General features: G+C 66.2%; 1 protein-coding gene (cut by a window edge). It reads right to left on the reverse strand.

From position 1 onward, the window contains the following. On the reverse strand, positions 1–15,491 hold the end of the coding sequence (locus tag ACP7D4_RS16900) for an LEPR-XLL domain-containing protein (RefSeq protein WP_426210260.1). The gene runs 21,634 nt beyond the window's last position; the window shows 15,491 of its 37,125 coding nt (coding positions 21,635–37,125); its start codon lies beyond the right edge, outside the window; it ends in the stop codon at positions 1–3.

Genomic DNA, 15,491 nt, shown 5'->3' on the forward strand with positions numbered 1-15,491 from the left:
TCAGATAGCGAGATCCTCCAGCCAGTAGTCGAACGCCAGCGTTTCTTCGGCCTGCGCGCCGCCAGCACCTTGCAAGCCAAGCGCACCCGTACTCATTGCCGCCTTGCCAATACCCTGGCTGGTGGCCGACAGCAGACCGCTGACCGCCTTGTCCAGCGCGATCGATCCGGCCAGGTAGCTTGCCACCGTGCTGCCGCCTTCAGCCGAGGCAAAGGCGGGCGCGCCAAAGAAGGACAGCGGCGCCGGGGTGGCCAGCGCTGGTGCGTGCGGCACCGTCGCAGGGGTCGGGTCTTCGGTGCGGCGCGTAACTTCGCCAATGCCTACCGCCTGCTCGTACATCGTCGCGCCGTCGAGCACGTAGAAGTGGGTACGGCCATCCGCGCCCGTATCCTGCAATTCGATGCCGGTGCGGGCGGCCAGGTAAATGGCCGGGGACTGCACTTCGATCGGGTTGCCGGTGCCCACTGGCGCGCCGTAGCCGTACAGCGACACGGTCGCAGCGACCACGTTGACGGCATTGTCGCCGTTGACGTCGACGATGCCGCCGCTGGTGCTGCGCAGCACCACATGCTGGGCATTGACTTGCGCCACACCCAATGTGCCCGCCGCGTTCAACACCACCGCCGCGCTCGACGTCACCGCCGTGCCGGCATCCATCGCGATCGCGCCCGCGACGCTGTAGATCACCACGTCGCCCGCGCTGGCAGCCACACTGTCGTGCAGCACAACGCCGTTGCGCCCGTCAAGCACGATGCTCGATGCCTGAAGGCTGCCGGCGCCCTGCGCGAGCGTGATGCTGGTGCCGAACACCTTGACCGGCGCGGCCGTGATGGCGCCCAGGTCGATTGGTGCGAGCGTGACGTTGCCGGCACCCACAGCCGCGTGGCCGTCGCTGCCCTGCACGCCGATCACCAGGCTGTCGGCGCTTGACAGGTGCGCCAGCATGCCGGCGCTGATATTGAAGGCGCCGGCAGCAGCGCCGCCGACCACGATGTCGCGCGCCATGTCGCTTGGACGCAGCAGCACGTTGGCCGCACCGTTGACGTCGCCGTTGAGCGTGAGGGTATTGGCCTGCACGATGAACTGGCCGTCGACGGCGTGCAGCACGACGTCGCCGATGATCACTTCACTCGCGCCGCGAATCACCAGCGAACCGCTTTCCAGCGTCAGCAGGCTGTCAAAGCGCACCACGCCGGTGGCGTTGATGACAACGTCGCCGTTGACCGTCACCGCGTCGGCAAAGCTGACGTTGGCCGCGCCATTGATGGTGAGCGAGGCCAGCGCCGTGGTGGCGCCAATCGGGCCGCCAAAGACGATGCTGTCGCCGCCTGCGGCCAGCGTCAGCCGGTCGTTGCCGGTGGCGCCATCGATGTTCTCGTTGAACAGCATGTCGCCGCCTGCGAGTGCGCCGTTACCGGACGTTACCGTCACCACGCCGACGATCGTTACCGCAGAACGTGCTTCGAGCGAATCGGCCGTCAGCTGGCCTTCGACACTGATCACGCTGCCCGGACCGGACACATTCAAGACCAGGCCATCGCGGAACACGACCGGAACGGTGCGGCCATCGATGTCGATGTCCTGGCCCGGCGCCAGCGAACCGGCGCCGATGACAACGTCGTCAAAGCCGCCCTTCAGGTTAGCCAGCGACGCGCTGTCCAGGTACAGCTGGCCGGCAGCATCCGCTGCTGCGCCGCCGATCTGGATGCCCAGGGCCGGGTTGGCAGGCATGATCAAGAGCTCGCCGCCCGCGCCAACCAGCGGCTGGTTCACCACGAAGGTGTCGCTCGTGACGCTCACGTCGCGTCCCGCGCCCGCTGCCAGCGGCACGTCGAGGACCACCGGACCGCTGCTCGCCGCCAGCGTGATATTGCCCGCTGGTGCAGCCACGCCGATCAAGGCGCTTTCCGTGACCAGCGTGGCGCTGCCATCGGCGCTGACGCGCTTCACGCTTGCCGCTACGCCAGCCGCATTGACTGCCAGGCCATCGGTGTCGACCAAGGAGATGTCGCCGCCGCCCGCTTGCGCGGCCAGTTGGCTGACCGCGATCTCGATCGGATTGTCAATACTGCCAATGGCGCCACCGGCTGCCATGCGCAAGCCTGCCGCACGCAGCTTGACGCCTTGCGTGGCGCCTGCGTTCTGGCCGTCCGTGATCATGTTACCCGCTACAACGCTCAGGTTGGCGCTGCCTGCCGAAATCATGCCCACTTCAATATCCTGCGCATGCAAGGCGATGTTGCCATTGGCGCTGCTGGTACTTGCCGTGCCGGCCATCGCAATGGTGCCCACGGCGGCAAGGTCAATCGTGCTGCCCGCGCCTGCCGTGCTGATCGCCTGGTTCTGCAACAGCGACGAACCTGCAATGGCGCTGATACTGCCGCCGGTGCTGAGCAAGCCGGCGTTGGTGACGATCATGCCGCCTGATGCGAGCAGCAGATTGCCGCCGGCTGTCACGCCGGCGTCAATGATGATGTCTCGCGCCGCGCCCAGGACCGCATTGCCAGTGACGGCAACACCGCCGGCCGCCACGTGCAGCGATTCGGCTGCCGCCACGTACAGGCCGCCCGCGCCGATGCTGGCGCTAAAGACGCCTACGTCAGTCGCCAGCGCATTGGCGCCGCTACCGGCCGCCGCTGCGTTGATCGTGAGCGCGCCTGCCATCACATCGAGCGCAGGCAAGGCCTGGACCGCGCCGCTGATGGCCCCGCCGGCTGCGAGCGTAACGCTGCCCCAGCCTGCCTGGCCAGCGCGCGAGCCGCTGACACGGTCAATGACGCTGCGCGCGTCGAGCAGACCAATGACGATCTGGCCGCCCGCGCTGTAAGTGATCGCGCCGCGATCCGTGCTGCTCGTTGCTGCCGGCGCCATGGTGATGTCGCCAGTGGCGACCAGCACAATGCTGCCTGCCATTCCAGTGGTGCTGATCTGCGCTGCCTGCGCAATGCTGCCCGCAGCCAGTTCAATGCTACCGGCGGAAGTCAGGCCAGAGAGCGCAAGATCGGTGACAACGCTGGCGCTGCCGTCGGCCGCCAGGCGGCTGACCGCAACCGGCCCGACGCTGCCAATCGCAATCGCGCCAATGCCGTCCACATACAGGCTGCCGGCTACCTGCGCGGCCAGCGTCGTTACCGCTACCTGCAGGTGGGCGCCGGTGATTCCGGCGCCGCCGGTCGCTTCCAGGCGCAGCGAACGGGCCGTCACGTCGGTGTCGCCAGCGCCGCTGTCGACAATCGCTGCGGCCAACAGGCTCACGTCCAAAGCGCTGACGATGCTGCCCAGCGCCAGCGTGCCGCCGGCTGCATAACGCACATTGCCAACTGCGGTGGTGGTGACGCCGTCATCCATGTTGATGGCGCCGCCGGATGACAGCGACACCGTGGTGGCGCTGCCGATGTTTGCCTTTTGCGCAATGGCGCCGGAAGCGGACAGCGTGACCGAACCCAAGGCCGTGCTGATGGCGTTATTGACAGTGATGTCGTCCGCAGTCGCCTGCAGCAAGATGCTGCCCGCCGCCGAGACGTTGTCGCTGACGACCAGCGCGCCGCCGGTGACTAGCACCAGGTCGGCGCCGGCGGCCAGATTGGCCTGGGCCGCATTGACCGTGGCTGCTACGACGCCGCGCCCGTCAACGCGGTTCACCTGCACGCTGACCGTATCGACAGTCACGCCGTCGGTCTCGCGCAGGTAGATGGCGCCGCCCGCTTGCGCGGACAGCGTCGTCACCGTGGTGTCGAGTGCGTTGGTGGCAGCGCCGATGGCCTTGCCCGCCACCAGTTGCAGGCTGCCCGCAAAGATGCCCGACTCATTGGCGCCGTCGATCACACTGGCACCTGCAACCACGCGCACGCCTGCCGTACCGGCCGAGATGATCGCGACCGTCACGTTGTTGCCCGCTTGCGCAGCGATGTTGCCGCTGCTGCTCACCAAACCCGTGCCGGCGGCCATGCCAATGTCGCGCACGGCCAGCAGGTCCACGGTCTTGCCCGCACCGGTGCTGACGATGTTGGTGTTCTGGACGATGTCGCGCCCCGCGTTCAGGCTCACATTACCCGCACCGGTCACTGCGGCGCCGGCGACGATGTCGGAGGCAGCCTGCAACAGCAGGTTGCCCGCTGCGCTCACGCCCTCGGTGACGGTGATGCTGCCGGTGCTGGCGACCAGCACCACATTGCCGGCCGAGACCAGGTCCGAGAACCCGGCGTCGACCACGCTGACGACGCTGCCGTCAGCGTTCACGCGTGTCACGCCAATGTCGGCCACAGAACCAATGACGATCCCGTTGACCGCGTCCAGATAAACGCCGCCCACGCCAGCGCTCGATACCGCCAGCGTGCCAACATTGAGCTGCAGGTGCGAACCGGCCAGGCCCGCGCCGGTGTTGCCGGTGCTGGCCGTGGTCAGGCGCAACTGCGATGCCGTAACGTCGGTTTCCACGTTGCCCGCATCGGTGATGCTGCCCGCGATGAGGCTCACGTTGCCCGTGGTGCTGACCGCACCCAGCGTCATGACGGTGCCTGCGGCCACGCGGATATTGGCGTTGCCGCTGATGCGGGTGCCATTGTCCATTGCAATGCTGCCGCTGGCGGCCAGGTCGATGCTGCCTCTGCCTGTGACGCCAATGTCGGCGTGCTGCACGATGGTGCCGCTGGAAGCGAGCGAGATTGCGCCGCCCGTGCTGGTGATGGCGCTATTGACAACCAGGCCACCGGTGGACGACTGCAGCAGCACATTGCCTGCCGCGAGAACCGTGTCGCTGATCGCCAGGCTGTCCGCGTTCGAGACCAGAACGATATCGCCACCGGACTGTAGGTTACTCTGGGCAGCGTTACCGGTAACGACTGCCGCGCCGCTCGCGCCCAACCGATTAGCCTGGATTGTCAAGGTATCGACGATCAAGCCATCGGTTTCGCTGACATACATGCCGCCCACGCCAGCTTGCGCCGTCAGGGTGACGATGCTGGTTTCAAGGTGGTTGCCGCCGCTGCCGATGGCACCGCCAGCACGCAGCTGCAAGCCATTGGCAAGGATGTCTGCATCGACGTCGCCGGCAGCGTCGCCGTCGATGATGTTGCCCGCAACTGCCCGTACATTCACGTTCGCGCTGCCTGCATCGAGCGCGGCAATGGTGACGTCAACGCCGGCTTCCAGCACGATATTGCCGTTGTTGGAAGCCAAGCTGCTGCTTGCCGCCATGGCAATGCTGCCAGCGGCGAGCAGGTCGAGCGTTTTGCCCGCACCCGTGGCCGCGATTGCCGATGCTTGCGCAATGTTGCGCCCCGCGTTAAGGCTGAGGTTGCCCGCACTGCTGAGCAAGCCGCCATTGACTACCAGGTCCGAACCCGCACCTGCCGCTTGCAGCAGCAGGTTGCCGGCGGCCGTGACGGCGTTGGCCGACAGGCTGGCGTCAACCGTGATGCTGCCGCCGCTGGCAAGCACCAGGTTGCCGCCCGAGATCAGGTCGGCCATGGCGCTGTCGCTGACGGCGCTGCTGCTGCCGTCGGCAGCCAGGCGGCTGACCGACATGCCGGCCACGCTGCCGATGACCAGGCCATTCGTTTCATCGAGGTACAGGCCGCCCGCCCCTGCCGCATTGGCGGCAAGCGTGCCCACCGTGGTTTGCAGGTGCGCAGCGCCCGTGCCGGCGCCTTCGCCAGCGCCGGTGCCAGTGGTGACCAGGCGCAGTGTAGCGGCCGTCACGTCAATGTCGCCCGCGCCGCTGTCGGTCATGCTTGCTGCCTGCAGGCTGACATTGGCCGCACTGATGGCGCCCAGTGCCAGCGCGCCGCCGGCCACGTAGCGCACGGTGCCAGCCGCGCTGGTGATGACGCCATCGTCCATGCTGATGGCGCCACCGGCGCCGATGTCGACGCTGGCCGCGCTGCTGATCGCCGCCTTCTGGGCAATCGCACCGGACGCTGACAGCGAGACCGAACCGGCCAGCGTGATGACGCTGTTGTTCAGCGTGATGCCGCCGCCGCTTGCCTTGAGCAGGATGCTGCCCGAGGTGGAACTGACGTCATCGCTGACCAGCAAGTTGCCCGTATTCGACACCAGCACCACATTGCCGCTGGCGCTGAGGTTCGACTGGGCCGCATTGGCGCTTTGCGCCGCAGCGCCCGTGGCGTCCACCCGGTTGACCTGGATGGTGACGGTATCGACAGTGACGCCGTCGGTATCAAGCAGATACATCCCAGCCGCCCCGGCGTGTGCCGACAGGACCGAGACGCTCGTTTCCAGCGCGTTAGCGCCGCTGCCCACGGCGTTGCCAGCCGAAAGCTGCAAGGCGCCCGCGTTGATATCGACTTCATTGTCGCCAGCGGTGTCGCTGTCGATGATGTCGTTGCCAGCGATGATGCGCACGGCGCCACTGCCCGCTGCAATCGATTCGATCGTCGCGTCAAGACCTGCCAGCAGCGATACATTGCCATTGTTGCTGGTGATGGCGCTGCCCGACTGCTGCACGACGTGGCGCGTGGCCACCAGCTCGATGCTGGCGCCCGCGCCGGCCGCCGCAATGGCGCCGCCCTGGACGATGTCGCGCCCTGCCAGCACGCTGGTGCTGCCGCTGCTGTTCGTCACTGCTGCCACCAGCGTGATGTCGACACTGGCCGCCAGCAGCAGGTTGCCGCTGGCGCCAAGCGCGCCATTGATGCCGGTGACAATGCTGCCGGCCGCTGCCTGCAAGACCAGCGCTGCACTGCTGGCAATGCCCGCCTGTGCGGCGTCGGTAACGCTCGAGCCGGCGATGCTGCCGTCAGCCAGTACGCGGTTGACGCTGATCGCGGCGGTCCGGTCGACAACGATGCTGCCGCTGTCGATCAGATACAGCCCGCCGGCCACGGCCGACAGGCGCAGCGCTTCAATCTCAAGCGCTTCGCCGGCGGCGCCCACTGCCGCCCCGGCGTTCAGGCGCAAGTCACTGGCATAGATGTCAGCGGCGGTATCGCCTGCGATGTCGGCAATTGCCCCGCCAGCCAGAACGCTGACCGAACCCCAGCCAGCTTGCCCGCCGAGCAAGCCATCGCCGCGGTTGGCGGCGCTGCGCGCGTCGATCAGGCCAAGCGTGATGCTGCCGGCTGCCTGGTAGCGGATATTGCCGCCGTCGGTCTGGGCCAGGCCGCCATTGGCCATGATGATTGCGCCCGTGCTCGACTGGACGTCGATCGTCCCGCCGCTGGTGACCAGGCGTCCGAGCACGGTCTGGACGATGTTGTTCGTGGCCAGAACCGTAATGCTGCCGCTGCCGCTGCCGCTGCCGCTGCCGTTGCCGATGCTGGCGTTGAGCGTCAGTGCGCCGGCGACGTCGATGCGTACATTGCCGCTGCCGGTATTGATATCGCTGTCGATCGACAGATTGCCCGCAGCCGAAATATTGGTGCCCGAGCCGGCGCCGGTGTTCAGGCCCGTAATGGCCAGGTCGATGACCGGCGCGGTGGCGCCAGACAGGTCAACCCGGTTGACCGAGACTGGACCGACGGTGCCAACTGCGACGCCATCGCGTTCAGCCAGGTAGGCGCTGCCCGCTGCGGACACCGCCATGACCGACACTTGCGTCTCGATCACCGCGCCAAAGGCGCCGATGCTGGCGCCCGCCTGCAGGCGCAGGCCGTAGGCGGCCAGGTTCACGCCAGGTGGCGCGGCCAGGTCGTCGTCCTGCGCGTCCGTAATTGCCGTGCCTGCGTTGATGCTGATGGTGCCGCCGCTGGCGCTGATGCCGGCGTTGACCACGCCTACGCTGACGCTGCCGGCGACAGCCTCGAGGCGCACATTGCCATTGTTGGTCTGCAGCTGGGCTTGCGCTTCCATGCTGACCGAGTCCGCTGCCGACAGGTCGAGCGTCTGGCCGGCCTTGAGCGTTTCCAGGCGCGGCGCACCGATGCCGAGGTTGTCGATGCTGATGCTGTCGGCGGCGATGATGCTGATGCTGCCGCTGGTCGAGCTCAGGTCCGCCTTGATGATCACGTTGGCGGCCGTCGCTTCCCCGGTTTCGCCGGAGCGCAGCAGCAGGTTGCCGACGGCGCCCGTGCTGCGCACTGCGCTGGCCACGGTCAGTGCGCCATTGGCGGTGGTGATGCTGGCGTTGCCGCTGGTGCCGCCCAGGTCGACGGCAAAGCTGCCGGCGCTGGTCAGGCGTAGCGCCGTGGCCTCCTGGATGAACAGGCCGCCGCTGACGGTGTTGGCCGCCGACAGGCCGGCCACTTGCGTTTGCAGTGCCAGGCCGGCGCCGGCGCCAATGCCGGTGGTGGCTGCCAGCGTCACCTGGGCGGTGTCGCCGTCCAGATTCAGGCCGGAGCCGGTCAGCACGTCGACGATCGCGCCGTTTTGGGCCGTGAGGATCATGATGCCATCGGCTTCAATGATCGACAGCGCAATGCCGGTACCTGCCACCAGGCTGACCGCGCCCGAGTCGAGCGCGTTGAGCGAGGTGATCTTTTTGCCGTCCGCCATGGCGATTGCCGTGGCAGCGTGTACGCTGACCAGGCCACCGGCCGAACTGACGTTGCCACCCAGGCTGATATTGGCCAGGCTGGAAACAAGGCTGATAGCGCCGCCGCTGGACGTAGTGACGCCGTCATTGCTGGCGTCGTCAAGGGTCGACAGTGTCCCGGACGCGTAAAGGTTGATGCTGCCGCTGGTGGTGGTGACGACGTCGTTGACCAGCAGCGCCTTGGCGCTGCCTGCCACGGACAGGCTGATGTCGCCGGTGCCGCTGACGACAACGCCGCTGCCGCTTGCCAGCACCGTCATGGCGCCGTTGGCAGTGCTGATGTCGATGTCGCCGGAACCGGCCACGCTGGACTGGTTGACAAGCGTCAGCAGCAAGTCGCCGCCGAGCGCCGTTTCGTGAATCACGATGTCGCCGCTGGCGCCCGTATTTTGGGCGCTGACCGAGGCAAATTCCGTGTACAGCAGGCTGATGCCCAGCGCCGCATGGGCGTCCAGGCTGGCACCGCGCAGTGCTTCGCCGCCCACGCCGTCGGCCATGACGTTGGACTGGGTAATCGCACCCGAGGCCGAGTACAGCGTGATGTTTTGCAGCGTGCCGTTGCGCGCTTCAACCTGGTTGTAGATCGAAATGTCGTTGACGGCATCGAACTTGATGGTGCCGGAAACGAGCAGCGTGTAGTTCAGCGTCGGCGAACTGAAGTCGTCGACGGCGATGCTGCCGCCGTAGACTTCAAGGTTGTCGCGCAGCGTAGGCTGCTCGACCGCGCCGATGGCGCCGATGCGCACCGCGCCCGCACCGGCCGTGGCGTGCCCCGCCATCTGGTGGCCGATGATGATCTTGCTGAAACCGTCGGCAAAAGTGGCGATCTCGTTGTTGTCGATATTGAGCGTATCGGCCGTGATGCCGTTTGGCGGCGAACCGAGTTCAATCGCCAGCCCGACCGTGGTCGGCCGCAAGGTCATGGTGCCGGTGCCAACGACTGATTCGCCGCCGCTCGAGAAGGTGATCTCGTCCGCTTCAATGAACAGGTCGCCGCCGCCCGAGAGCACCACGCCGCCCTGGAAGATGACCTGGGTGGCGCCAAAGATGGAGAAGTCGCCGCCATTGGTGAGCGTGACCGACTTGGTGAAGGTGACCACGCCCGAAGCGTGGATCACGAAGTCGCCATTGATGATGACGGACTCGCTGAACGTGACGTCGTTTGGCGTATTGATGGTGCCCGCGACATCTACGCCTTCGATGGTCAAGCCGGCCAGACCACCGTTGGCCAGGCTGGTGCCGCCCACTTCGCCGCCGATGGAAATATTGCCAGGCGCGCGCAGGATGGCGCTGTCGGGCGTGCCGTCCAGGTTGCCCTGGAAGATATGCGCCGGGTTGAAGCCCAGGTGGATGTTGCCGCTGCCGTCGCTGCCGGCGGTCAGGATGATGTTGGCGCCGTCAAAGCGCACCGAGTCATTGACCAGGATGTCGTCGGTGGCGGTCACGTCGGCCGAGTACGTGCTGGTGTGGCCCGAGCCGTCGATGATCAGCGAGGAACCGTTGTTGAGGATCAGGTCGGTATTAAAGAAGATTTCGCCGCCCAGCACCGGATTGATGAGGTGCAGCGTATCGTTGAGCGTCACCGCATCGGTGTTTCCTGCCTGGCCGATGTAGATCACATGGTGGCCCACATAGCTGCCCACGACGATCTCGGAGAAACCGTCCTGCAATTCAGCCAGCTCGGCATTATCGAGATGCATGCTGCCAGCCGTGCTGCTGCCGTTGCCCAGCACGATGACGCTGGCCGGGTCCAGCGGCACGAAGGAAATGACGGCGCCCGCGCTGCGGATGGTGCCGTCGATCTTGACGTCGTTGCCGCGCACGGTGATGTCCTTGCCGCTCGCGTCCACCGGCGCGGAGATGATCTGTTCGCCCGTCAGGCTGACCACTTCGGTGCTGCCGCCCTTGGAACCGTTGGCCGCAACGTCGCGCGCCACGTCCACGCTGACGGTGGCCAGAATCGCCACATCCATGCGTTCGCTGGACGAAGCGGTCAGCCTGACCGCGTCGACCGTGATCGACAATGGGCTGAACAGGAAGCCGGCGACCGTCTCGCCCACTTCGTCGCGCACGGCGATGGTGATGTTGCCGTCCGCCGTTTGCAGCATGGCGCCATTGGCCGCGCGCAGAATCGTTCCGTTGGCCAGGTGCGCCGCTTCGAGGTAGAACGGCACGTGGGCGACCGTGATCTGGCCGGTTGCCGCATCGACGTCGAACATACCTTGCGACATGGCCCACGACAGCTCGCTGTTGAAGTCGCGCTCAAGTCCGGCGTCCGGGCCGTCGGCCACGGTAAGCCAGCCCGCCACGCGGGTCACGCCCGCAGCGCTGACGGCTGCGTGCGAATTGAGCAAGCCGCCTTTTGGCACCTTGATGACGATGTCGCCGCCGCCGGCAACGTGCACGCCGCCGCTCATGACGATGTCGCCGTCTTCGGCCGTCATGGCCACGCTGACGCTGCCGGCGATGCTGCCGGTCGTCGCGATGTCGGCGTCCAGCGCAATCGCCCCGCCGATGCCGCCCGCGTACAGGCTGACCTTGCCGGCCAGTGCCGTGATGCCTTGGCCGGCCACGTGGATTGCCCCTGCCACGGTGGAGATGGAAACCGCGCCCGCCCCGCCCTGTGTCACATGGCGCAGTTCGAGTGCGTCGACCTCTTCAATGGCAATCGCGCCGGCGCCGCTGTTGGCCGCCTCGATCAGGGCGACCTGGGTGCGCAGCGCCTGGGCGTCGGAAGCGATGCCGCCAACTGCATGGATGACCAGGCTGGCGCCGCTGGCAACGATGTCGGTGTCGCCGTCGGTCACGCCAAGCTTGGCGCCCGCGTCAATATTCAGTTCGCCGGTATTGGTGGTGCGCAGCTTGCCAAGCAAGATGTCGCCGCCGGCGTCCAGTTCAATCAAGCCGCTGCCTGCGTCGAGCACGGTTTCACCCGTCATGACGAGCGCGCCGCCGTGGGCGTTGAGCGTGAGTTTGCCGGAGGTCGAGGTCAGGTCGGCCTGGGCCGACAGCGAAATCGCCCCAGCGGCGTCGAGCGTGATGTTGCCGCTGGCGCTGGAGACTGCCTGGTTCAGGACGATATTGCCCGCCGTGCTGGCGAGCGATACCGCGCTGCCCAGCTGGGCCGCGATGGCGCCGTCGAGCGTGAGATTGCCGCCGGCCGTGACGGTGACGGCCGCGCCGCTGCTGCTTTCAATGCGGTTGATGGTGACGCTGTCTTTTTCGTAGACGCTGATGGCGCCGGCGGCCACGATCTCGAGCGTGTCCGCTTCGATGCTGGCGCCTGCGCTGCTGCCGGCGGTCACGCTGCCGTTCAGTGCACTCAAGAACACGTGCGCGCCGCTGGCCATTTTGCCGATCGTGATACTGCCGGTCAGCGACGTGATGCTCACGTTGCCCACCAGGCCGCTGATCTCGCCGATCGTCACGTTGCCATACACGACTAGGTTGATGTCGCCGCCGCCGATGCCGCCGTTGCCCATGCCGTCCATGGCGATCAGCGCGATCGACAGTTCTAGCGCGGGGTTACTGGCGTCGCTCTGCAGCACGGTCAGGTCGCTGCCGGCCCCGTGCACGGTTGCGGTCAAGGTATTGACCTGGGACGTAATGGTCAGGTCGGCGCCTGCGGTGACCGTCAGCGAGGTGGCCGTCACTTTGCCGCCGAGCGTCATGCCTTTGCCGGCCGACAGCAGCACGCTGCCGCCGGTGTTGCCTACGTCTAGCGCCGAGACCACCACCAGATCCTTGTCGGTCGCAAAATTGATCGACTCGTTCGGGTGGGTCGGCAGGTTGACGACGGTCAGCGAGCCGGTGGTGTGGATGCCGAAGCTGCCTTCGGCGCGCGTTGGCACGATCAACACGTAGTCGTCGTTGATCTGCAAGGTCTGGGCGCCATCGACGCCCGAGGCGCTGGTCACAAAAGCCTTGTCGGCCTGCTTGGCCGTCAGGGTCAAGGCATTGGTGGCGCCGACGCTGAACGCGGCGCCGACGGTCGACGCCGCATTCGCGTCGATCTTCGCTTCAAACGCGCCCAGTACCGAAGCCCAGTCTGCGCTCACGATGCCAAAGCCGGTCACGTTGTCGCCCACCTTGACGCTGTAGGCATCGATGCCCACGCTCACTGTGTAGGTGACGCTGGACGAGACGGCGTTGCGGAAGGCCAGTTCGCTGACCTGGGTGGCGCTGGCGCCGGCTGCCGTTACGTGAACCTGGCTGGCCGGATTGGCGACCACCTGGTCGGTGCTGTAGGTCAGCGCAGGCTTGCCAACCGTGAACGCGGTATTGACGACATTGGCGGTGATGACGAGCTGGTGCCCGCCGCCGTTGGCGGTATTGGTCACCGTGACGTTGTTCGCGCCTTCGATTGCGCTCTTCAACGCGGTGAACACACTGCTCCAGCTGGCCGTCACGCCATTCTTGCCGGCGGTGACGCTGTACAGATTGCCGTTGACGCTCACGTCGAACGCGTGACCATCGAGGATGGTCAGCGCCGCGTAGTCGATGGTGTTGACCTGCGCCTGCGAGACGCCGGCGCGGGTGGTCGGCGTATTGGGCGCGCCCAGCACGTCCGCCTTGGTCGAGATGAAGGCGGCGTCCACCGAGAACGCCACGTTGGCCGTCTTGGCCAGCAGCGTGAGCGCCTGGTTGGTGGCGTCGATGGTGACGGTGATTTTTCCGTCCAGCTCGATCGATGTTTTGAGCTCGGTGAAAACCTGGGTCCAGGTGCGTACCGGATAGGTGGTAGTGCCGTTGCCGGCGACCACTTTGCTGACCGTCAGGGCCGAATGCTGTACGCCGTTGACCAGCACGACGACACTGCGTCCTTCCTGGAACGTAACGGCGCCAAAGTCGATCAGGTTTTGCTGGGCCACGCCGGAGGCTGCGGCCACCAGCGGCTCGGTGCCGTCGATGGTGACGCTTGCCACCAGCGACGCGGCGACCGCATCGATGGAGAAAGCGGTATTGTTGGCAACGGCGGTCAAGACCATTTTCGACAGCGCCACGTTGGTGGCGTCGGCGTTGACAGTGATCGCTTCGCCCGCTTCAATGCGCGCTGCCAGCGTGGTCAGTACCGAAGCCCAGGTCTTGGTCACGGTAGTGGCTGCGTACGTGGCGTCGTAAGTGGCATGCGGATTGACGGCAGCGGCCAGGCCGGCGCCGATTTCCGCGAGCGTGGCGGTGCCGTCAGCCACGTAGACGAACTGGCTGGCGCCGATGGTGACGACGTACTGGCCATTGTTGACCAGCGGGGCGCCGGTCAGGTTGGCCGTGACGCCCGCTTCGGTGGTCTTGGTCAGGGTGATCTTGTCGGCGCCCACATAAGGGCTGAAGCCCGAGACTGACAAGGTGGCGGTGCCGGCGCCGTCGCTGATGGTGACTACGGTGGTGCTGGCCGAGGCCGCATACGAGGCATGCGCCTCGATTTTGGCGGCCAGCGCGGTAGCGATATTGTCGAGCGTGTTGCCGGTGACGGCGACATGGCTGAAGGCCACGCCGGCCACGGTAATGGTGTAGGTGCCGCCAATGACAACCGCGGTGCCCGACAGGTTGATGGTACGGTCGACCGTGGCGTCGGCCCCGGCCACGCTCACGGCCGACGCGGAGGCGCCCGTGATCGGTGAATTGACGTTCACGCTGATGGCGCCAGCGCCCGTGTTCTTTAGGCTCAGGATACCGTTTTCGCCCGTCTGCACGCTGTACACATGGTCATTGATGACCACGGTGTAATCGGTGCCGGTGGCGAGGTTTTCAAACTTGTAGCGCACTTCGCTCACTTGCTTGGCAACGGTGCCAGGCGCGGTGGTCGCAATCTGGCCATCGTCCACGAACGCGTTCGACACGGCCGTGTCCAGGTGCTGGACAACGTCAACCGCACCGAGCACGAAGGTGCTATTGTCGGCCACGGCGGTGATGGTCAGCGCGTGCGCGCCAGGGTCGGCCGCCACGGTGACCAGGCCACTCGACTCGAGCTTGAACTCGAGCGCTTCGAGGATCGACGTCCAGGTGCCGACAACGGTCTTGCCGTCCACCAGGTCGCCCGCTTGGACGCTGTAGGCTACGCCGCCCAGCGTGACGCTGTAGCTGTAGGTGTCGCCCATGCGGTTGACAAAGGTGAGCTTGTCGATCTGCTTGGCGGTGCTGCCCGCTGCGGTAACTTTGGAAACGTCGGCGCCGAACACGGCGCCGGCCACGCTTTGCACGTTTTCCAGCGACACCTGGGTGACGCCAGACAGGTAGCCGTCGGCGTCGAGGTAGCGAATTTCCAGTTCGGCGCCGGCGCCGTACTTGGAGGCGTCGGTCATTTCGACGGGCGCCAGCGGCTGGGTGCCGCGCAAGGTGACGTGGAAACCATACACGTCGGCCGAGTTGTTGTCGTAGGCGGCGCCGGTGACGCTGCCGTTGACGTCGCGCTCGATGGCTTGCCACTCGACCAGCGTGCGGCGCGCGTCGAGAACGACCGAGCCGCTGGTCTTCTGGGCGCCCTGCAGCACGGCCGCTTCCACATAGTCGACGAACATGTCGCCGCCCGACTTGACCACGATGTCGTGGCCGTCGACCATATTACGCACATCGCGCAGGTAGACATTGTCGCCGGCGAAAATGTCGATCGCCCCTTCCTGGGCTACCACGCTGCCGACGTACAGATCGGTCGCTTCGTTGACCTTGATGTCGCCCTTGACGGTCGACTTGGCCGACAACGACGAGACCAGCGTATTGAGCTGGATGCCGTTTTGCGCCGTCACATTGAGCGCATTGGCGATGAATACCGAAGCGCCATCGCTGGTGATCGCGGTGGCGTTCAGGGTCAGCTTGCCGGTGGTGGTGTTGGCCGCTACGATGCCGCCCTTGACGGTGAGCGTGCCGCCGATGTCGAGCGTGACGCTGCCGGTGTAGTCGTAGCCGGACAGGCCGCCGACGAACCCGGTCAGTTCCAGCGCGCTGCTCAAGGTTACGGACACACTATTTAGCGCGCGCAATTCAAAGTTCGACGCCGGCAGCG

This window comes from Massilia sp. TWP1-3-3, from assembly GCF_049897805.1.
Lineage (GTDB): Bacteria > Pseudomonadota > Gammaproteobacteria > Burkholderiales > Burkholderiaceae_D > Telluria_A.